Below are 21,426 nucleotides of genomic sequence, written 5' to 3' on the forward strand. Positions count from 1 at the left end.
TGAATGAAGAGCTTGGTGGACGATGCAAATCCGGCGGCAATCAGCGAGCACGAACTCGCGGAGATTCGTCTGTTCATCGAGCACCGTTCGGGAATTTTGTTTGACGAATCGCGCACACGGTTCTTATCGAACCGCGTCGCAAAGCACCTGAAGCACAGAAGACTGGCGCGCGGTACGGATTTGTTGCGGTTGATCAGTGCTTCCAATACAGAGTACGAAGCTCTGCTGGAGGTATTGCTCACTCAGGAGACCTCGTTCTTTCGCTATCCCGCCGTATACGAGGCGCTGCAAAAGCGAGTGTTGCCTGAGTTGCATGGCAAAAAGTTTTGGCATAACCCGCGATCGTTGCGAATCTGGAGTGCGGGCTGTTCCACAGGAGAAGAACCGTACTCGATCGCAATCAGTGTGCTCGAGACGCTGGAGTTTCCGGAAGCGTGGAACGTCGAGATCCTGGCGACTGACATCAGCCGCCACGCGCTCGACGTAGCGCAACGCGGCCAATACTCGCGACGGGATCTGGCGTCATTGACGCCGGAGCAACTTGGCGCTTATTTCGTGCCTGTAGCGGGTGGCCAGTATCGCGTGAAATCGAGGTTGCGGAACATGATCACCTTTGCGCAGATGAATCTGACGCAAATGGTGTACATGGGACGTTTTGATTGCATTTTCTGTATGAACGTTCTGATCTACTTTTCGGAAGAATTGCGAGCGACACTGATACGCCGCTTCCACGAGTGTCTGGAACTCGATGGATATCTGTTTCTCGGCCACGCCGAATCCGTTGCGAAAGCGAAAGTAGATCTTGAACCGATTGTCATCAGCGATTCGCTTATCTATCGCAAATCGGCGAGGACCTTGCAGGAGAGTTTGTGAGCACGCCTGGACCAGAATTCGTCGAAGTCTTCCTGCAGGAGGCGTCCGAGCACTTGCAGTTCCTGCGCGAATACTCCGGGATTCTCCAGGATCCTTATCCGGTTCCCGAGGACATTCATCGACTCTACATCTCGTCGCACACGCTGGAAGGCAGCTCCGGCTCCTACGGCTATCCGCTGTTTCGCGAAGTCGCCAGCAAACTGAGCCATATCTTTCAGTACGCGATGAATGCCGTGATTGCGCCTGATGCAACCACTGCTCTAGTGGAATTTATCTCGGAAGGCATTGCGGTACTCGAGTCTGACCTGCTGATGATCAGCGCCAATGGAGTCGAGAACGCAGAGGAGATCGCGGCGTTCAAGCAGCGATATGCGTTTGCCTTTGAACCCACGGCGGCGGCGCAGCAGCCTGTCGAGGAATATGTTGCGCCGGTCCATCTGCACAAAACGCCAGACCTTCCACTTGCGGCTGAGCATGCGCCGACTGTGCAGCCTTCAGCGCCGCCAGTCATTGTTCAGGAAACTCCTGGTGCAGAGCCATCTGAAATCGCCGACCTAGAGCCCGATGGAGAAATTCCTCCTGAGATTCTGGAGTTCTTCGTCCCAGAAGCGGAAGAGCATCTACAGGTGGTTCAGGACTGCCTTTTAGGTATTGAAACATCGAGCGATCCTGAAACGGTCCATCGCCTGTTCCGCTCGATGCACACAATCAAAGGCTCAGCAGCTCAGGTAGGATTGCAACGCATTTCTCGTGTTGCGCACAGTGCCGAAGATCTAATCGGCCGCGTTCGCGACGGAGAGATCAAGCCGACACAGCAGGTAATCGATCTTTGCCTCGGAGCGGTCGATGCGATCAAGAAGCTTGTCTATGAACAATGGCCAGACGAGAGCACGCTTCAGAGCAGCATCAAATCGTTACTTGGTCGATTGAAGCAAGTCGCACCGACCGGGCAACTCGCGGGGGTTGAACACAAGGAAGCTCCCCAGGCCTCTGGAGTGCCCGTAGAAACCACGCAGCCAGCGCCTGTGGTGTCGGGTTCGTTGCCGAATCAGGAGCGCCCCCAAGTTCCAAAACCGCATGTTCCCGAGGTATCTGAGTTCGACGCTGAGCCAGAGTTTATTACTGGACTGCGCACCATGGAGACTGCTGCGGTGCCGCAATCGAAGTCGGTCCGCATCGCACTGGATCGTCTCGACAGCATGATGAACGTAGTCGGGGAGTTAGTCATTAACCGAACGCGTATGCTAGGACGCCTGGCGGAACTCGAGCGTCTCGCTGATGTCCTCAATTTCTCCAAGGGAAGAATGTCCGACAAGATCGGCGAGTTCCAGGAGAAGCACGAATTCAACCGCATCGTAGGCGGGTTTACATCCTCGTACTCATCCCAAGGAATCGCCGCGTCGGCCGCCGGCTTTCAGGATCATTCCGAATTCACCGAGCTCGAGATGGATCGCTACGACGACTACAACATTCTTTCGCGATCACTCACTGAAATCTCTGCGGACGTCACCGAGGTTCTCACACAGCTCGATGGTTTTGTGCGGCGGGTTGATTCAGACATCGACGAATTCACCGGCTTGGCTCACCGGCTGCAAGATGAAATCACTCAAGCACGCATGGTTCCAATTGGGAACCTCTACACTCGCATCTCACGCACGGTGCGCGATGCTGCAAAGGCCGCCGGCAAGCTGGTTGAACTAAGCTTGACTGGCGCCGAAACGGAACTCGACAACAGCATCATCCAGCAGATATCCGATCCGCTAATTCATCTGGTTCGCAATGCCGTTGCTCACGGGCTTGAGAGCACAGAAGAACGCTATCGGGCAGGCAAGACCGATCATGGCAATGTTGCCGTTCGTGCGTACCATCGTGGGAATCACATCTACATAGAAGTTGAGGACGATGGAAAGGGAATCGATTACGGGCGTGTACGTAAGGCCGCTGTCGATCAGGGAATTTACACGCAAGAGCAGGCCGATCGACTTGCCGAGCGTGAGCTGTTGGAGCTGCTGTTCCATCCGGGATTCTCAACTGCATCGCGTAAGACCGAGCTCGCCGGACGTGGCGTTGGGCTCGACGTAGTTCGTGCCAACTTAACAGCGTTAAACGGCGAGATCGATGTTGATACGCAGGCCAGCGTTGGTACGCGCTTCACGTTGAAAGTTCCGCTGACGCTCATCATCTCCCAAGCGCTGTTCGTACGCTGCGGCGAGTTGAGCTTTGCAGTGCCGCTTTCCTTCGTAGAAGAGATTCGACGTGTGCCTGCGGGAACCGTAGAAGAAGTCGGCGGCAAGCTGTTGACCAAAGTTCGCGACTCAGTTACAGAAGTCGTCCGCCTCGATTCCCAACTTGGGTTGTCAAAGTCCGAGCCTGTGAGTGGCTATTATCACTTGGTACTCGTGAGCGTTGCCGGTCGCTCTGTTGGAGTGATCGTCGACGAAGTGATTCGTAAAGATGAAATTGTCATCAAGAATTTGGGCGAATACCTGCACAATGTAAAGCTCTTTCCGGGAGCCACGATCGCTCCCGATGGCAGTCTGATCCTGCTCATCGATGTGAACCGCCTGGTGGCGGGAGAGTCGATCGAAAAGCGTCCTCTGATGACTAGAGCGACTGCAGCGCGAATCTTCGCGCCGGGCGCCGCCGCAGTGGCTGCCGGACACATTCCCAGCGGAGCCATCGAACAGGTTGCGACGGAAAAGGTAGTGATCCTGGCCGACGATTCGATCAGCGTCCGCAGATTCGTTGGCCGGATGTTAGAGAAGGCCGGGTATCGCGTGCGATTGGCCGGAGACGGACTTGAAGCTTTGGAAATTGCTCTGCAGGGCCATTGCGATCTGATTATCACGGACCTCGAAATGCCACGGACTAACGGCTACGAGTTGATGATGCACCTGCGCCAGACTCCCGAGACGAAGCACATTCCTGTGATGGTAGTTACTTCACGAGCAGGAGAAAAGCATCGCGATCGAGCGATGAAAGAAGGTGCCTCCGCGTTTCTGACTAAGCCGGTGCAGGATGAGCAACTGATCGCCGCAGTACAAGAATTGATCGGTGCAGCGCACGGTGGCACGCTGAGCATGGCACAAACGGTTTGAGCATGACTGGCTCGCGCAAAATTCGGGTCCTCATCGCTGACGATTCCGCGTTTATGCGGAAGGTGCTGCACAGCATTCTGCTTGCAGAACCCGGATTCGAAGTTGCAGGCGAGGCGCGTGACGGCCGCGAAGCCATCTCTCAAGCAGAGGCGCTGAAGCCAGATGTCGTAACTATGGACATCAACATGCCTCACATTGATGGATTGCAGGCGACCGAACAGATCATGTCGACGAATCCGCGGCCGATTCTCGTCGTGAGCTCCGAGTCCCGCGAAGGCGCTCAAGTGACGTTGAAGGCGCTCGAACTTGGCGCCATCGATTTTGTTGCGAAGCCGACAAGCGGTGTCGATCTCGACATGAGCAGCGTGCGTGAGGAGCTAGTGCGAAAACTGCGAGTGGCAGCAAAAGTGCGTGTCGTCAGGACCGCTTCGCGAACCAAACTGGGACACGAGGTTGCCAGCTCGGCTCCGCGTACCGAGCCGGCAGCGAATGCCGGCGCGAAATCCGAAGAGTCACGCTCCAACGGGTCGTCTGCTCCGCCACGTTCTCAGAACAAATTTCCTCTCGTAGTGATTGCAGCTTCGACGGGTGGTCCGGCCACGCTGATGAAGTTTTTTCCGCTGTTCCCACGCGATTTTCCCGGGGCGGTAATCGTGGTTCAGCACATGCCGGGTAATTTCACCTCACAGTTCAGTCAGCAACTGTCGGAGACCTGCTCCATTCGCGCGAAAGAAGCGGAGGCTGGCGAGATTCTCGCTCCGGCAACGATCTACGTTTGCCCAGGGTCGCACCACATGCGTGTCTCATCCACGGGCCGCGTCATGCTTGATGAGGGTCCACGAATTCTCGGGTACCGTCCCTGCGCGGATGTAACCCTGGAGAGTGCTGCTGCGTATGCTGGAGCGATGTGCATTGGAGTGATCCTTACCGGAATGGGAAATGATGGCGTGCGTGGCGCGCAGGCGGTGAAGGATGCTAGTGGCTACGTGATCGCACAGGACGAGGCCACTTCGGTGATTTTTGGAATGAACGGGGAAGCAATTCGAGCCGGCGTAGTCGATCAAGTGCTCCCCATCGACGACATCTTTGCAGCAATTGAAAAAAGGATTCTCTACGTTCAGAGTGCAGCCCGCGCAGGTGCGGTATGAACTCTTCTCGATCCAGAAATATCGGCAGCCGATTCAAGCCGCGCTCTGGCGAGACGGTAATCCTGTTCTCCGTTGGCGGTGCGAAGTTTGCGATTGCCGCAAGTGCTGTGGAAGAAATTCGCGATCTAGCCGGATTACAAAAGCTTGGGTTAGGAGTTCAGCAGAGGTTTGCAAAAGTGAAGCAAACGCTCGAACGCCAGGGGCAGCGCTACTTTGTCGTGGACACGAGCGAACATTTTCATCTCGTGGCGGTTCGTCCATCCAGAGTATTGATCTTGCGGCACGCCCGGGCAGCGGTGATCGCGGATGCTATCGATTGCATGCATGAGCTGAATTCCATGCAAGCACTGCCTCGAGCTTTTTCAGGCGAGGAGCGCAATTGGTACAGGGGCTTGGCGCTGGTGAAGGGAAGAGTGATTCCAGTTGTTCGACCAGAGGCATTTTTGAGCAAGGTGGAAGTTGCGCTCATAGAAGCGTCCATGCGTGATCGCGAGACGGCGGGACAAGTGGTGTCGAGAGCATGACAAAGAGAAGTCAAGCACGAGACAGCTTTGTTGTCTTTCCGTTAGGAAAGAAGCGCTTTGCCTTGATTGCTGAGCAAGTAAGCGAGTTGTCGCGCCCTACAGAGCACGGCGAAGTCGAACAGCAGACTTTTCCCCATACAACGCGAATGCTCACTGGTGTTGTTGTGCGGCGCAACCAGATTGTCCCAGTGGCGGATATAGCGTCAGCATTGATCGGCCCTGAAGTTCCGGAGCGGAAGTTTTATTTGATCGTGAACCTGAGTGCGCGAGGCAAGGTGAATCGGGCCGCAGTTCCCGTTACGGGAGAATGCGAACTGGCCGAAGCCGAACGTCTGCCGGCAAGCGGCAAGCTGCCGCCGTACGTCTCCGGATTGCTTTCCTTCAATGATGAGATTGTCGAGGTGCTCGATCTTGAACGCCTGATGGCCGCCGAGGTGCGAGCATGAGTTCGCAGGCATTTGCCAAGATTCTCGTTATCGATAGCAATGTGTTCTTCGCCAAACGTCTCAGTGAGGCTTTGAAGCAGGAAGGTATGGAAGTGACGCACAGCACCCAGGCAGCCTATGCGCTGACCATGCTGGAATGGGATGCCCCAGCCGCCATTCTGTGCGCGACAAATTTGCGCGAGATGAATGCGTTTGACCTGCCTCGGATCGTTCATGGCGACACGAAAACGGCGCACATTCCTATTGTGGCACTGGGAGACGGCGGGGACCATGCTTTGATGGCGGCTTTCCGCGCCGGCTGCGATGACTATGTGGATCGCAAGCTGGGCCCCGAGCACATCGCATCGCATCTGCGCGCGTTCCTGAAGAGTCACGAAGAAGGTTTTCAGCCAACGCAGATGCTGGGAGGCTCGGACACGGCACTGAGCGGCAGCCTATCGCATCTGGATCTTCTTGGAGTCATACAGATGTTGTTGCACTCGCGGCAGGCAGGCGCTCTCCACATCAACGCTGCCGATCTTGATGGAGTGATGTTCTTTGATGCGGGCGACATTTCCCATGCGGAAGCCGGAGAGCGCATTGGCGACGACGCCGTGGTTGAAATCGTAAAGCGTACCAACGGAATCGAGAACGGAGTGTACAAGTTCGTTCCGGGCGCCACGGCAGCAACTCGCACCGTGCTGCGATCTGCGACCGAACTTATGCTTGACGCTCTGCGTGAGCTAGATGAAAGCGCAAGCTTACTCGACGGGGAGGTTTAGGTGGCTAGCACTCCTACAGTAGTGTTTATCGATGACAGCGCGACGATGCGCGAGGTCATCAAGATCGCGTTTCGCCGCGAAAACATCGAGGTGGTTGCCTATGCCGATGCCGCCAGCGCGCTGCCGAGTATTGAGCAGAGCAACCCTGACGTCGTGATCACCGATGTGATCATGCCGGACAAAGATGGTTACGAAGTTTGCCAGCATATCAAACAGCATCCGCGACTTAACAACACGCCAGTCATTCTCATGTCGGGAGTCGTGAATCGCGCAGTCGCCGAGAAAGCCTTTTCGGTGAAAGCTGACGAACTCATTCGTAAGCCGTTTCAGCCGCAGGATCTGATTACTCGTGTGAAACATTTGCTCAAGTCTGACGCGAGTCCGGCTCCGCAGGGGCAAGGCAACGCCGCCGCGGCACTCAGCAGCATTTTCTCTACGGCACCGGCTGCGAATGGCAGCACAAAACCGCGGCAAACACCCACGGGACCGCAATTCACGGCAGCCGCTACCGTGCCTACAGCTCAGGAGCCGATTTCCGCGGCGGTGCCAGCAAGGCAGCCACCAGGTAACGGAGGTACGTCGAAAGGACCGATAGCCGCGTCGGGCGACGTCAGTAAGCTCAAGATGGAGATTGCCCGCCTGGAAGGTCTTGTAAAGAAGCTGCAATCGGAGTTGGCTGCGGAGCGCGAATACGTCCGCTCACTCGAGGAACACTTCAAGACTGCGCAGCAGGGTTGAGGGAAATCCGCCATGGATGGCGTGCCCACCGCAGACCAGAAGGCGAGGAGTCTGCGGCAAGAGTTGAACGGCTACATGATCAGAATCTCTTTCGATCGCAGATCCTTGATCATATCCCGCAGTTTCGCCGCCTTTTCGAATTCAAATCGCTTGGCCGCCGCACGCATCTGCTCTTCCAGACGCGTTATGTAACCGTCCAAATCTTGTTGAGATCCGAATTCGGGAACTGACTCGACTGCTTCCGTCAGTTCAGTAGCATCGGGATCGACGATTTGCGCCAATGAGTAGTCGAGCGGACGGACAATTGACTCCGGCGTAATCCCATTTTCCTCGTTGTAGGCGCGCTGAATCGCCCGACGACGTTCTGTTTCATCCATCGCGCGCCGCATGGAGTCAGTAATTACGTCCGCGTACAGAATCGACCGGCCATACAGATGTCTTGCGCACCGACCGATGGTTTGAATAAGAGATCCGCTGGAGCGGAGAAAACCTTCTTTATCGGCGTCCAGCACAGCTACGAGCGATACTTCGGGTAGATCTAATCCTTCTCGCAGGAGGTTAATTCCAACGAGCACGTCGTACTCACCGCGACGCAAATCGCGCAGGATCTTAATGCGCTCGAGGGTTTCGATTTCCGAATGCATGTATCGACAGCGCACGCCGACCTCGCTGTAGTACTCGGCGAGATCCTCGGCCATGCGCTTAGTCAGAGTCGTGACCAGCACGCGCTCTTTGCGCTCAGCGCGCAGTCGAATCTCGTGCAAGAGGTCGTCGATCTGGCCTTTTACAGGACGAATCTCAACTTCAGGGTCAATTAATCCGGTAGGCCTGATGATCTGCTCCACTACTACTCCGGCCGACTTCGTCAGCTCGTACGGCCCCGGTGTCGCGGAGACATAGATGGCCTGGTTCACGCGCGTCTCGAACTCCTCGAATTGCAGGGGACGGTTGTCCATCGCGGACGGCAGACGGAATCCGTATTCGACGAGATTGGCTTTGCGGGAACGATCTCCGTGCCACATGCCATGTAGTTGCGGAACGGTTTGGTGTGACTCGTCGATGAACAGCAGGAAATCACGAGGCACATAGTCCAGCAACGTCGGCGGTGCCTCTCCCGGCAGGCGGCCGGAAAAATGCCGTGAGTAATTCTCGATGCCGTGGCAGTATCCGACAGACTTGATCATTTCCAGGTCGAAACGCGTGCGTTGATGAACTCTCTGCGATTCAACCAGGCGGCCCTGCTGCTCGAGTTCCTTTTCCCACCAGGCCAGCTCTTCCAGGATGGAATCGATCGCCTTCTTCTTGCGGTCCGGCTGCAGCACGTAGTGGCTCTTGGGATAAATCGGCAAGCGGGCGTATTTCTGTTTCACTGTCCCAAAGAGCGGATCAATCTGCGAGAGCGACTCAATCTCGTCGCCAAACAGCTCGATCCGGTACGCCATGTCGTCGTACGTAGGGAAGATCTCAATTACGTCGCCGCGCACTCGAAACGTGCCGCGCCGAAAGTCCGACTCGTTGCGGTCGTAGAGAATTTCCACCAGCCGGCGCGTGATGTCTTCCCGCTTGATCTTCTGGCCTTTTTCCAGGAACAGAAGCATGCCGTAATACGCATCCGGAGAGCCGAGACCGTAGATACAACTAACTGAGGCGACGATTATGCAATCTCGCCGCTCAAACAGCGACTTGGTTGCCGAGAGCCGCAGCTTGTCGAGTTCATCATTGATAGTGGCTTCCTTCTCGATGTAAACGTCGCCAGAAGGAATGTAGGCCTCAGGCTGGTAGTAGTCGTAATAGGAAACGAAGTACTCAACTGCGTTGTTGGGAAAGAACTGCTTGAATTCATGGTAGAGCTGCGCGGCCAGAGTCTTGTTATGCGCAAGCACGAGCGCCGGACGGTTGAACCTCTCGATGAGCTTGGCCATCGTGTAGGTCTTCCCCGATCCGGTCACGCCAAGCAGGACCTGATGCTTCTCGCCAGCGTAAAGACCTCGCGACAATTCCTCAATCGCCCGGCCCTGATCACCGGCCGGCTTGTAATCGCTTACCAGCTTAAAATCCATAAGCAGAAGGCCCACAGAACGAAAAATCAGTAAGTGGGCATCTCTCTATTGTGACACAATCACCAAGTCCAGCTCTGCGATCGAGACACTTAGACAGCACAAGTCACTTCGCGCTGTGCAGCGCTTTCTTGCCCTTGAACAGTTTGATCCAATCGCGCGGGCTATCCACGAGCACGTCCGGCGGGGCAGTCTCCAAAGTGTGGGGTGCAAGACCATACGAGCATCCAACGGAGTAGACCCCAGCGTTCTGAGCCGTGATTACATCCACGTCCGAATCCCCTATCAACACTGCCTCCGAGGCTTCACAGTTTGCTTCGCGAAGCAGCTTGCGCACACCAAATGGATCGGGTTTTTTTGTCTCGAAGCTATTTCCGCCATATACCTGGAAGAAGAATTCATTCATTCCGAGTGCATCAACGATTGCTCGTGAAGGTCCCACAGGTTTGTTGCTCAGCACGGCCATCTTGCGCGGGAGGGTATCCGTGAAGCAGAGTGCCTTCAGCGCGTCGATTACGCCGTCATACACGTATGTGTGGTCCAGTTTGTGCTTGCGGTAGTAGTCAAGGAAGAACTGCAAAGCCACGTGCAGGAAGTGTTCGTCTTTGGGATCGCCCAAAGCCCGGCGAACCAGCATAGGGGCTCCATCTCCGATGTAGGTCGCAATTACTTCCAGGGGCAGTTCGTGCCGTCCGAAATGGCGCAGCATCGCGTTCACGGAATTTCCAAGGTCCTGGCGGGAATCAACCAGGGTGCCGTCAAGGTCGAAGATCAAGAGCCGCAACTGGCGAACAGGAATTTCACGATTAATCTTCATTGCTTTCAGTTTATCTGTGGAAGCTGAGCCCGGTAAGTCCGACTATTGTCTTGCGTCTATGATGTTCGCCGACATTCTTTCAGACCGATGAATACACCACATGGATTCCTCACCGTCATGTTGCTCACTTGTGCCGTCTCAGCTCAAACCCCGGACCCAGGAATTCTCGCGGAGGCCCTGCGCATTAAGGCCATCGACAATCACTCGCACCCGCCGAAGCTTGTCGCGCCGGGAGAGAAGGACGATGATTTCGACGCGCTGCCGTGCGATCCGATCAGCCAGATGGATCCGCCATTCCAGACTCGTCCGGAGAATCCACAAATTCTCCAAGCATGGAAGACGCTTTGGGCATATCCGCATAACGACCTCGATCCAGAGCACATAAAGGCTGTAGTTACGGCGAAGCAGAGGATCAAGCAACAGCAGGGAGACAACTATGCAAACTGGGTTCTGGATCAACTCGGCATCCAAACGCAGTTTGCCAATCGAGTTGCGATGGGCCGCGGGCTGCAGGCTCCGCGATTCCGGTGGGTACCGTTTGATGATCCACTACTGTTTCCCGGCAAGGGTTTGGCGCCTTCTTCTCCGGATCGCGAGTACTTCTATCGCCGTGAGCGTCAGTTGCTGAAGCGTTACATCGACGAGTTGGGTGTCAGCGCACTCCCATCGAGTCTCCAAGAGTACAAGGCTCATGTGGTCACTCCCGAGTTGGAACGGCAAAAAAAGGCCGGAGCTGTTGCGATCAAGTTGGAAGCTGCGTATCTGCGGTCGCTCGACTTTGGTCCTCCAATCAGTCAGATTACCGATGCTGATGCAATTTATCGTGCGGCGGTCTCAGGTGGAGTTCCTTCGGACCATGAATACTTGCGACTGCAGAATTACCTGCTGCGATATATGGCGGCCGAAGCTGGCCGTCTCGGTATGGCCGTGCACTTTCATACTGGCGGCGGGTGCGGAAGTTATTTCGACCTGCCGGGCTCGAATCCCACTCTTCTGAGTTCGTTGATCGACGATCCAAATCTTCGCAAGACGACGTTTGTTCTCGTGCATGGCGGAGCACAGACCTTTAGCAAGGAAGTTTCCTATCTGCTGAGCAAGCCGAACGTGTATGCCGATCTGTCGGAACAGACCTGGCTGCTTTCACCGCGCGCGCTCAGCGTCGTTGTGCGCGATTGGCTCGAATGGTATCCCGACAAGGTTCTGTACGGTACGGACCTTGCTCCCGGTCCTCCGGAGCTCGACTGGGAAGAAGTCGGATGGGTAGAGAACCAGACGGCAAGGCAGGCGCTTGCGATCGCCCTCACCGGAATGATGAACGATGGGGAGATCACACGTCAGCAGGCATCAAAAATCTTGCATCTGGTTTTGCACGATACCACTGCGAAGCTGTACGGATTGGAATAGCTACTGCTTCGCGCGTCGAACGAAGAAGTAGCCGATAGTGAGCAGCAAGAGATAAAACGGGCCGCTCACGACAGTGATCCGAGTTTGTGGCACGAACCACGTTGAGCCAATCGCAGCCATCAGCGCGACGAATCCAAAGGTGGAGAGCACTCGTCCGCCAGGAGCGTGCAGTGGCAGTTGTGCCAGTTGATCGGCGGGGAAGCGTTTTCGGAAGTTGATGTGTGCGGCGAGTGTAATCCACCATGCCAGCATGCCTCCGAACAATGAGGCTCCGATGATGTAGAGATACGCTCCTTCAGGCGCGTATGTCTGTGTCAAGATCGCGACCAGAATCCCGATTGCGGAAAGACTGAGAGCGACGTGCGGAGAGCCACCCCCAGTGAGCCGCCCGAGAGCCGCCGGCGCGTATCCGCTGCGCGCGAGGGAGAACAGCATTCGTCCGGCCGCGAAAATGTTTGCGTTTGCTCCTGACAGCGCTGCGGTGAGAACAACCACATTCATTAGGAGTGAAGCTGCAGGTATTCCTGCGATCTGAAATACGGTTACAAATGGACTCTGAACCACTCCCGCCTGAGTCCAAGGCATCACGCCGACCAGTACTGCGGTCGCTCCTATGTAAAGCAGCGCCAGCAGAGCGAACATGATGCGCGTCGCGCGAGCCACGGAAGCTGGAGATTTTGCTTCTCCCGAAGCTATCGCAACAAATTCGATCCCCAGGAAGCTGAATAGAGCAAATGAGGCTGCGAGAAGTGGCGAACTTGCGCCATGAGGAAAGAACCCGCCGGAGACGTTATACTGCGCGGGCGCTCGTTTGGAGAGAAGCAACGCCGCTCCGATCAAGATGAATGCGGCTATGGTTATTACCTTGACCATCGCGAACCAGTACTCGAATGTTCCGTAATCTTTGACTGGACGCAGATTGATGACCAAGAGGAGCGCCGCGAAGACGACGATCCACACAACTGGCGCTGTATTGGGAAACCAGACGCGCATGTAAGTCGCGGCAGCGACCAACTCGCCCCCAACCGCGATCACTACGGCAAACCAATAGCCGTAGCGGGCGACGAATCCGGCCCAGTCGTTCAAGTAAAGCTCGGCGTACACGCCGAACGATCCCGCCGCCGGATGCGCGCTAGCCATTTCGCCCAGTGCCATAGTGACAGTGAAGGCGATCGCAGCGCCGATCACGTAGCTCAGCACGACGGCCGGTCCTGCGATATTGATGGCGGCGCCCGAACCGAGCAGCAGCCCGGTTCCAATCGAACCTCCAACCGCCAACATGGCCATCTGGCCAGCAGTTAGCTGGCCGCGCAGTCCAGTCTCATTGCCGATCGACGAAACAGGGAGGGGCGCTTGGGATGTACTCACAGTGATTGGCAGCGACGCAGATTAGCTTAGGAGCTTAGCAGCTCAGGAGCTCAGCGGCTTAACCCTTCGACTGCGGGCGGGGAATCTCATCAAGCTTTGCCGCAAGAATGAAATCACTTTCCGTAAGCCCATCGATCTTGTGCGTCCAGATAGTTACGGTCACATTGCCCCAACGCAGGAGGATGTCGGGATGATGGCCTTGCTCCTCAGCGACCGCACCAATTGACTTTACAAACTCAAGAGCGCTGACGAAATCGGAAAAGGCAAAGCTCTTGGATATGTGGTGCTCGTCGATTACCTTCCAGTCCTTCACCTGACGCACTAGGGCTGCCAGCTCTTTGCCCTTAAGCGGAGGAACTCCGCCTTTACAGGGAACACAAGTACGGTTTGCAAGGTCGGTCATGCCTCAGCAATATAGCGCATTCGCGCTGAGGGAGCCCGAGTTTGCGGACATTTATAATCGCTTCTTTGCAATAGTTATTCGTATGTCCGACGTGTTGACCACAATTCATTCGTCCAGTGGCGACCCCTTAACCGTCGGACGCGAAGCGGGAAGATCTCAGGCAGCCTTAACAAGGAGAGGAATGAGCGAAATTCGAGAGATTCGTGCGCGAGAGATTCTCGACTCGCGCGGCAATCCAACAGTGGAGTGCGATGTTTTTTTGGCGAGCGGAACCATGGGACGCGCCGCGGTTCCCAGCGGGGCATCAACCGGAGAGCACGAAGCGGTCGAGCTTCGGGACAATGATCCGCAGCATTATCTCGGCAAAGGCGTGCTCAAAGCCGTGGAAAACATCGAGACTGCGATTGCGCCGGCGTTGGGCGGTATGGATCCTTCCGACCAGCGGCTGATCGATGGGACCATGATCGAACTCGACGGCACACCCAACAAAGGACAGCTTGGTGCCAATGCGATTCTTGCCGTTTCTATGGCCTGCGCTCGCGCTGCGGCAAACGACTTGAAGCTGCCGCTCTACCGTTACTTGGGCGGAGTAAACGCCAACGTCCTGCCGGTTCCAATGATGAACATCATCAATGGAGGCGCGCACGCCGACAACAACGTCGACTTTCAGGAATTCATGGCGATGCCGATCGGTGCTGAGAGCTTTGCGGATGCGCTGCGGTGGGGTGCCGAGGTCTTTCATACGCTCAAGGGCGTATTAAAGAAGCGAGGCTACAGTACGGCGGTTGGCGACGAAGGCGGATTTGCGCCTTCTCTGAAATCTAACGTGGAAGCCATTGAAGTAATACTTGAAGCCATTGAGAAGGCGGGCTACAAACCCGGCGGGCAGATCGCGATTGCGCTCGATCCGGCCGTTAGTGAGCTGTACAGCGACGGCAAGTATGTCTTTAAGAAGTCGGATAAGAGTACGAAGGACTCCCAGCAAATGGTGCGCTTCTGGTCCGACTGGGTGAAGAAGTATCCGATTGTCTCCATCGAGGATGCGCTTGCCGAGGACGATTGGGAGGGCTGGAAGATGCTGACGGACGAGATTGGAAACACGATTCAGCTCGTCGGCGACGACCTCTTTGTTACAAACACGGAACGGCTCCGCCGCGGGATCGAACAGGGCTGTGCGAATAGTATTCTCATCAAGGTGAACCAGATTGGTACTGTGACCGAAACGCTCGAGGCCATCGAGCTCGCGCGTCGCAACGGCTACACGGCTATCATCAGTCATCGCTCGGGCGAAACCGAAGACACATTCATCGCCGATCTTGCGGTTGGCACGGGTGTAGGTCAGATCAAAACTGGATCCGCGTCACGTACAGATCGCATTGCCAAGTACAACCAGCTGCTGCGCATCGAGGAAGAGCTGGGACGTGCGGCCGGATTCCTCGGAGTTGAAGCTCTGAACTATCACGGAGCGATTGGTAAAGCCGCTTAGAGTATCGGTAGAGATGCAGCATGGTGCGTCTCTACCTCCTAAAGAGAGGGTTCCATAATGAGACGGTTTTTCTCGAAGTGTGTGATTAGCTTGTTATGCGTTGCCGGAGCGCTCGGGCAGTCGGCGCTGGGAATGTCGCTACCATTTATTTCTACTGAAGCTGTTGCCCAAACCGCTGCTGCGAATGGGGAACAGGCGACCCGTCAAGACGTCGAGAATCTGTTCGCCGTTCTGAAGCTAGATCACATGATGCAGGTCACGATGGCATCAGTGGCCGAACAGATGAAAACCAATTTGCCAGAGCTGATGAAGCAACAGAACGTCGAAATTCCCAAAGAACAGCTCGACGCGATGGCGGAGGACATTTTCCGCGACTATCCCATGAAGGATGTGTTGGATTCGATGATCCCCGTCTACCAGAAACACCTCACCAAGATGGATGTCGCCAACATCCTCGCGTTTTACCAGACACCGACTGGGCAGAAGATGTTGAACGAAATGCCGGAGATGTCGAAGGAAGCGATGCAAGCGGCCAATCCCGTAATGAAGCAATGGATGGCCACGATGATGCAGCGCATGCAGGACCGGGCGCACGCCATGGCGCAGCAGAACACGTCGCAGAAGCCGGGGACGAATTCGAAGGCAAAGTAGGTCGTTCATATGAAACCGTACGCCATGGGCCTCGCGTTACTGTTGTGCTGTGGAGCGGCTGCGCAGAATCCGCCGGCTGGTGCCTCCACGCCAGCTTCCTCGTCAACCCAGGCCGACAAAGATCAGGCTGGGAAGAGAGCTGAGATCCGCCAGCTCATCGAACTTACCGGAGCGGCCAACATATCGGCAGATGCTTTGCGGCAGATCATCTCGCCCTTACGCGCAGGTTTTCCCCAGGTTCCCGACGAGTTTTGGGATACGTTCATCAAAGAGGTCCGCTCCGAGGAATTGATAGACCTCGTTATCCCCATCTACGACAAGTACTACACACGTGCCGAAATTCATGACTTGACTACGTTCTATCAATCTCCAGTCGGTCAGAAGACGATCAAAGTTCTTCCCAAACTCTCTGCCGAGGCGATCGATGCCGGACAGGAGTGGGGACGTATGGTGGCCGATCGCGCCATGCGCAAGCTGCACGACAAGGGCTACGACAAGTCGTCGTCGATGCCTTCTGCGGATTCTCCCGCCGGGCAATGACGACCTGAATAATGAAAAATACTCCACTCGTTCTCATCATTCTTGATGGTTGGGGATACCGCGCCGAAACCAAAGCGAACGCGATCGCGCTCGCCCGCAAGCCGAATTACGACGCTCTGCTGCGCGATTTTCCCAGCACGCTGGTACACACCAGTGGCCGCTATGTTGGCCTCCCCGCAGGACAGATGGGGAATAGTGAAGTCGGACATCTCAACATCGGCGCCGGACGAGTGGTCTACATGGACATCACGAAGATCGACGCGATGATTGAGAATGGCGAGCTCCTTTCGAATCCAGCGCTGCTCTCGGCGATGAAGAACGCGCGCTCGGGCGGCCGTCGGTTGCACTTGTTCGGACTGCTGTCAGATGGCGGCGTCCATTCGCACCAGAATCATCTTTATGCGTTGCTGCGCATGGCTAAGCAGAACGGAGTCGATCGCGTCTTTGTGCATGCATTTATGGACGGCCGTGACACGCTCCCCACCAGCGGCGCCGGATACCTTGAGCAACTTCAGCAGAAGATGCGCTCGCTTGGAACGGGAAGTGTTGCCAGCGTCAGCGGTCGCTACTACGCCATGGACCGCGATAAGCGCTGGGAGCGTGAACGCAAAGCCTTTGATGCGATGGTGAAGGGCAAGGGCGAAGGCGGTACTTACATCGATCCGGTTCGAGGGATGAAGGAATCGTACAACCGCGATGTGACTGACGAGTTCGTCGTGCCCTTCGTCTGTGTGGACAATCGTGGTGAACCCCTGGCCACAATTCGGGACGAGGACAGCTGCATCAACTTCAACTTCCGCGCAGATCGCGCGCGCCAGATCACTCGCGTGCTGGCACGGAACAGCGGGATCACCAAGCAGAATGGTCGAGACCTGCCGGATGCCGAATCGCTGGAGAAGATGATTCCGGCCAGTGAGACTCCAAAGAGCCTGACTTACGTCTGCATGACCCGCTACGACAAACAGTTCGAGTTGCCGTTCGTCGTTCCACCGGATTCATTGACAAACATCCTGGCGAACGTGATGGCGGGTGAGGGCCTGCATAATCTGCGCGTCGCCGAGACAGAAAAGTATGCACACGTAACCTATTTCTTTAACGGTGGAGTTGAGCAGCCTTTTGGCGGAGAAGAGCGTGTGCTGGTGCCCTCACAAAAAGTCCCAACCTACGACTTGAAGCCGGAGATGAGCGCGGAGGGAATAGCCGACGCTGTGGTTGATGCAATCGAACGCGGCGCGTTCCAGGTGATCATCGTCAATTTTGCCAATGCTGACATGGTTGGCCACTCCGGCAAAATCGAGCCCACGGTCAAGGGTGTAGAAACCGTGGACGCCTGTCTAGGTCGCATTTACAAAGCCGTGAAGCAGAAAGGTGGGGCAATGATCGTCACCGCCGATCACGGCAACGCAGAAATGCTGATCGACCCCGTAACAGGTGGGCCGCACACGGCGCATACCCTCAATCCTGTGCCGTTCATTGTCGTCAGCGATGATGACAAAAAGTTTGGCCTTCGGGCGGACGGAGCGCTCCAGGATATCTCGCCCACTGTGCTTGGTATGCTCGGGATCTCGCAACCGAGAGAAATGACTGGACATGACTTGAGGGTGATACCTGGATGATGCCGCCATGTGGAAGTGCACGAAATGCAGTCGAGAATTTGCGAATCAGCATCAGTCACATTCGTGTTCGACGCGTCCTCTGGAGGAGCATTTCCGCGGACGTGCCAAATTAACGGTCGCAATCTTCAAGCGCCTGCTTAGAACCGTTAAACGCAACGGACCGGTAACGGTCATCTCAAGCAAGACCCGTATTGCGTTCCAAACTCGTATGAGCTTTGCAGCGGTAGTGATTAGGAATGATTTTTTGCGAGGCCACCTGGTGCTGGCCGAACGTACTCTGGATCCTCGATTTTCCAGAATCCAAACCATTTCTCCACGCAATCATGTACACGAATTCGTGTTGAACGACGTTGGAGACATCGACAGCCGTTTCTGTGAACTCATCGCGAAGGCCTATGCCGTTGGGAATCAGGAGCATTTGCGGAGACCGGCGAAGCCTTTGTGAAAGTCCTCCTCGCCATCCATCACCGCTTCGACCTCTGGAATGCGCCAGAATGGCTTGGGTCGCGGCTGCAACAAGAATTCCCGCAGCACACATTTGTCCAACTCCCCAACCTCGATCAACTTGTGTCCGAGATCACTGATGCTGAAGTGTTGATCGGCTGGCAGCTCCGCCCCGAACAATTCAAGGCCGCAAGCAGATTAAGGTGGATCCATGCCACGACGGCTGCGGTGCACCAACTCATGTTTCCCGAACTGGTCGCGAGCGATGTGCGAGTTACAAACTCCACGTCGATCCACGGACCAGTCGTAGCAGAACACGCCATTGCCTTAGTGTTCGCACTGGCGAAAGGATTGAACTTTGCGGTCAGGTATCAGACGCAGGGCCACTGGGGACAACAGGGCTTGTGGAGTAGTCCGCTGCGTCCCCGAGAACTTGCCGGAGCCACCTTGGGAGTAATTGGTTTAGGTGCCATTGGCCGCGAGTGTGTCCGCTTAGCAAAGGCGCTGGGCATGAGTGTAGTGGCTTTGAGGGAGCATCCGGAGAAGGGAAGCGAAGGCTCGGATCGCGTTTTTGGTCCAACTCAGCTCGATCAATTGTTAGCCGAAGCCGAGTACGTCCTGCTCGCGGCTCCTCTCACCGGAAAGACTCGGGCTTTGTTCAATGATGAGGCTTTTTCGAAGATGCGAGGCGATGCCTGTTTCCTCAATATCAGCCGGGGAGATCTGGTCGACGAGCAAGCCCTTGAGCGAGCTCTTCGGTCGCGCAAGATTCGTGCAGCGGCGCTCGACGTCTTCCAAACCGAGCCTCTGCCTCTCGAGTCTCCCCTATGGAATTTGGATAACTTGCTGATCACGCCCCATAGCGCGGCTCTTACGGAAAAACTATGGGATCGGCACCTCCTCCGCATCACGGAAAACCTGCGCCGGTACGTTGCGGGCACCCCTCTGCTCGGGGAAGTAGATAAACGGAGGGGATATTGATTTCGTCTCTTATAATGAGAGAAGCCAACGTGGATCTGGCCGCCCACGTCCGGACGTTGGGTCTTGAAGGATGACAATAGAGCCGAGCACAGAGAAGTCGACCACGATGCCGTCCAAACGCCAGCGAGTTCTCTGGAGCTGGAGCCGCGATCTGCTTCTCGCGCTCGCTTTTTCGGCGCTCTTCATCGTCTTTCTATATCAGCCGGTGCGCGTAGAGGGCACCAGCATGCTTCCCGGTCTGCAGGACCAGGAACGCATCTTCATCAACAAGTTCGTCTACAAGCTCGAGCCCATAGAGCACGGCGACATCGTCGTATTCCACTATCCCTTCGATCCGTCGAAGAGCTATATCAAGCGCGTGGTCGGCGTTTCGGGTGACCGCGTGCGCATCGTCGAGGGACAGGTTTACGTGAACGGCCGTCCACTCAATGAAGCTTATGTGCCTGGCGAGTACTTCGACTATCGGTCACTCGCCGAAATCACCGTTCCACCGCATTCTTACTTCGTGCTCGGCGATCATCGATCACTCTCGAACGATAGCCGTGACTTCGGTGCAGTAGGCGAGAACTACATTTACGGCAAAGCCGTTTTTGTCTATTGGCCGATGGAAAAGTTGGGAGTGCTTCGCTGAGGGAAAGCGAACACGAAGGTCACGAAGGAAACAGCGAAGGTCACAAAGATTAGATTGAAGGACCTGCGGCCGCCCTCGGCCGGGTGTTTGTTAAGGAACCCACAACATCCAAAGAACATCACGATCACTTTTGGTTCTATTGAGGATATTCGCCATAACGAGGAAACCCGCGAGGTCGTGCGTCGGTCCCTAACATTCCTGAGCTTCGTGACCTCGCGAACTTTCCTTCGTGACCTTCGTGTTCGCCTCTCTGTCACGTGATAAACTCTATAAAATCCACCCCCGGAGAAACAGGTGCAAGCAATCCTTGCGCTGGAAGATGGCCGCATCTTCCGAGGCAAAGGCTACGGAGCGAAAGCAGAGTGCTACGGGGAAGTCGTTTTTAATACCTCTCTCACCGGATACCAGGAAATTTTCACCGATCCGTCCTACGCCGGCCAGATCGTAGTACTCACCAACCCGCAAATCGGCAACTACGGCACGAATCCTGAAGACAACGAAGCCGTTCGACCCTTCATCGAGGGCCTTGTCGTTCGCGAATTCTCGCCAATCAGTTCCAACTGGCGTTCGCAGCAGGCTGCCGATGAGTATTTGGAGCGCTTCAACATTCCCGTAATTGCGGATCTCGACTCGCGCGCTCTGGTTCGACATTTACGCACTTACGGCGTCATGCGCGGCGTGGTCTCGCTGATTGAATCGGATCCCGACAAGCTAGTGGCCAAAGCTCGTTCCATTCCCAAGATGGATGGCACCGATCTGGCACGCGTAGTTAGCACCAAGCAGCGTTATTCGTGGAATCAAGGTCCGGTCGTGACCTATGCTGGTCAGCCGATCAAAGAGTTTGATCCTGAGCGCGCGCTGCATGTTGTTGCTTACGATTACGGCATCAAGCAGAACATTCTGCGAATGCTTGTGGATCAAGGTTGCAGTGTGACGGTTGTCCCGGCAGAGACGAGCGCAGAAGATGTCCTCGCGCTCAAGCCTGACGGCGTGTTCCTATCCAACGGCCCCGGCGATCCCGAACCGGTCACCTACGCTCATGAAAGCATTCGCAAGCTGGCAGGGAAGACTCCGATCTTCGGAATCTGCCTTGGACATCAGCTGGTAGGTCTAGCTCTGGGCGGGAAGACTTACAAGCTAAAGTTCGGGCATCACGGCGGCAATCATCCAGTTCGCCAGGAGCGCACCGGGAAGATCGAGATCACTGCCCACAATCACAATTTCGCGGTCGACCCTGATTCGCTCAAGCAGAGCGAAGTTGAGATGACGCACTTCGATCTGAACGACGGCACGCTGGAAGGCATGCGGCACAAATCGATGCCGCTCTTTACAGTGCAATACCATCCGGAAGCTTCTCCTGGCCCGCATGACTCGCATTACCTCTTCGGGGATTTTGTGAAGATGATGCAGGAGTGGAAGGGTTGACGCGGATTACGTTCT

The 21,426-nt window shown here is 55.7% G+C and carries 19 protein-coding genes; 15 read left to right on the plus strand and 4 right to left on the minus strand.

All coding sequences use genetic code 11. From position 1 onward, the window contains the following. Positions 1–3: 3 nt before the first annotated feature. The 7 genes from VNX88_11520 to VNX88_11550 are packed head-to-tail and all read left to right on the plus strand — an operon-like array spanning position 4 to position 7,588. Positions 4–873, plus strand: a complete 870-nt coding sequence (locus VNX88_11520; protein ID HWY69289.1) for a protein-glutamate O-methyltransferase CheR — start codon at positions 4–6, stop codon at positions 871–873. Beyond that, entirely contained in the window at positions 870–3,971 is a 3,102-nt protein-coding gene (locus tag VNX88_11525; protein HWY69290.1) for a response regulator, read from the plus strand. The genes VNX88_11520 and VNX88_11525 overlap by 4 nt, the downstream gene beginning before the upstream one ends. Positions 3,972–3,973: 2 nt before the next feature. Next, on the plus strand, positions 3,974–5,119 hold the full coding sequence (locus tag VNX88_11530; protein ID HWY69291.1) for a chemotaxis response regulator protein-glutamate methylesterase: 1,146 nt from the start codon (positions 3,974–3,976) through the stop codon (positions 5,117–5,119). Continuing rightward, positions 5,116–5,643 carry a chemotaxis protein CheW gene (locus VNX88_11535; protein HWY69292.1) on the plus strand — a complete coding sequence of 176 codons (528 nt, stop codon included), beginning with the start codon at positions 5,116–5,118 and terminating at the stop codon, positions 5,641–5,643. The genes VNX88_11530 and VNX88_11535 overlap by 4 nt, the downstream gene beginning before the upstream one ends. Beyond that, entirely contained in the window at positions 5,640–6,089 is a 450-nt protein-coding gene (locus tag VNX88_11540) for a chemotaxis protein CheW (GenBank protein HWY69293.1), read from the plus strand. Before VNX88_11535 ends, VNX88_11540 begins: the two co-directional genes overlap by 4 nt. Continuing rightward, positions 6,086–6,850 carry a DUF4388 domain-containing protein gene (locus VNX88_11545; protein ID HWY69294.1) on the plus strand — a complete coding sequence of 255 codons (765 nt, stop codon included), beginning with the start codon at positions 6,086–6,088 and terminating at the stop codon, positions 6,848–6,850. The genes VNX88_11540 and VNX88_11545 overlap by 4 nt, the downstream gene beginning before the upstream one ends. Then, on the plus strand, positions 6,851–7,588 hold the full coding sequence (locus tag VNX88_11550) for a response regulator (protein ID HWY69295.1): 738 nt from the start codon (positions 6,851–6,853) through the stop codon (positions 7,586–7,588). It abuts the gene before it with no gap. A gap of 71 nt (positions 7,589–7,659) precedes the next feature. Here the strand turns inward: VNX88_11550 and uvrB are convergent, their stop codons facing one another. Continuing rightward, complete coding sequence (uvrB, locus tag VNX88_11555) at positions 7,660–9,648, minus strand: excinuclease ABC subunit UvrB (GenBank protein ID HWY69296.1); 1,989 nt, start codon at positions 9,646–9,648, stop codon at positions 7,660–7,662. Positions 9,649–9,751: 103 nt separating this feature from the next. Further along, on the minus strand, positions 9,752–10,462 hold the full coding sequence (locus VNX88_11560; GenBank protein HWY69297.1) for an HAD hydrolase-like protein: 711 nt from the start codon (positions 10,460–10,462) through the stop codon (positions 9,752–9,754). Between the two features lie 87 nt (positions 10,463–10,549). Between VNX88_11560 and VNX88_11565 the strand changes: the two genes are divergently transcribed. Then, positions 10,550–11,866, plus strand: coding sequence for an amidohydrolase family protein (locus VNX88_11565; protein HWY69298.1), 1,317 nt, complete (start codon positions 10,550–10,552; stop codon positions 11,864–11,866). Here the strand turns inward: VNX88_11565 and VNX88_11570 are convergent, their stop codons facing one another. Together VNX88_11570 and VNX88_11575 are read right to left on the minus strand one after the other, a co-directional pair. Further along, entirely contained in the window at positions 11,867–13,234 is a 1,368-nt protein-coding gene (locus tag VNX88_11570) for an amino acid permease (GenBank protein HWY69299.1), read from the minus strand. It abuts the gene before it with no gap. Between the two features lie 58 nt (positions 13,235–13,292). Further along, positions 13,293–13,637 (minus strand): 4a-hydroxytetrahydrobiopterin dehydratase, encoded by a 345-nt coding sequence (locus tag VNX88_11575; protein ID HWY69300.1) that lies wholly within the window; start codon positions 13,635–13,637, stop codon positions 13,293–13,295. Between the two features lie 181 nt (positions 13,638–13,818). Between VNX88_11575 and eno the strand changes: the two genes are divergently transcribed. The 7 genes from eno to carA all read left to right on the plus strand — a co-directional run bounded on the left by eno (position 13,819) and on the right by carA (position 21,411). After that, positions 13,819–15,123, plus strand: a complete 1,305-nt coding sequence (eno, locus tag VNX88_11580; GenBank protein HWY69301.1) for a phosphopyruvate hydratase — start codon at positions 13,819–13,821, stop codon at positions 15,121–15,123. 57 nt (positions 15,124–15,180) lie between these two features. Continuing rightward, a complete protein-coding gene (locus tag VNX88_11585) occupies positions 15,181–15,774 on the plus strand; it encodes a DUF2059 domain-containing protein (GenBank protein HWY69302.1) in 594 nt (197 codons plus the stop codon). 9 nt (positions 15,775–15,783) lie between these two features. Continuing rightward, the gene (locus VNX88_11590; protein ID HWY69303.1) at positions 15,784–16,314 is read left to right on the plus strand and encodes a DUF2059 domain-containing protein; all 531 of its coding nucleotides are present in this window, start codon (positions 15,784–15,786) and stop codon (positions 16,312–16,314) included. 11 nt (positions 16,315–16,325) lie between these two features. Next, the gene (gene gpmI, locus VNX88_11595) at positions 16,326–17,930 is read left to right on the plus strand and encodes a 2,3-bisphosphoglycerate-independent phosphoglycerate mutase (GenBank protein ID HWY69304.1); all 1,605 of its coding nucleotides are present in this window, start codon (positions 16,326–16,328) and stop codon (positions 17,928–17,930) included. Between the two features lie 441 nt (positions 17,931–18,371). Further along, on the plus strand, positions 18,372–19,355 hold the full coding sequence (locus tag VNX88_11600; GenBank protein ID HWY69305.1) for a D-2-hydroxyacid dehydrogenase: 984 nt from the start codon (positions 18,372–18,374) through the stop codon (positions 19,353–19,355). A gap of 106 nt (positions 19,356–19,461) precedes the next feature. Next, a complete protein-coding gene (gene lepB / locus VNX88_11605; GenBank protein HWY69306.1) occupies positions 19,462–19,986 on the plus strand; it encodes a signal peptidase I in 525 nt (174 codons plus the stop codon). 294 nt (positions 19,987–20,280) lie between these two features. Beyond that, on the plus strand, positions 20,281–21,411 hold the full coding sequence (gene carA, locus VNX88_11610; GenBank protein ID HWY69307.1) for a glutamine-hydrolyzing carbamoyl-phosphate synthase small subunit: 1,131 nt from the start codon (positions 20,281–20,283) through the stop codon (positions 21,409–21,411). Positions 21,412–21,426: the final 15 nt, after the last annotated feature.

Source organism: Terriglobales bacterium (assembly GCA_035567895.1).
Classification (GTDB): Bacteria; Acidobacteriota; Terriglobia; order Terriglobales; family Acidobacteriaceae; genus Gp1-AA112.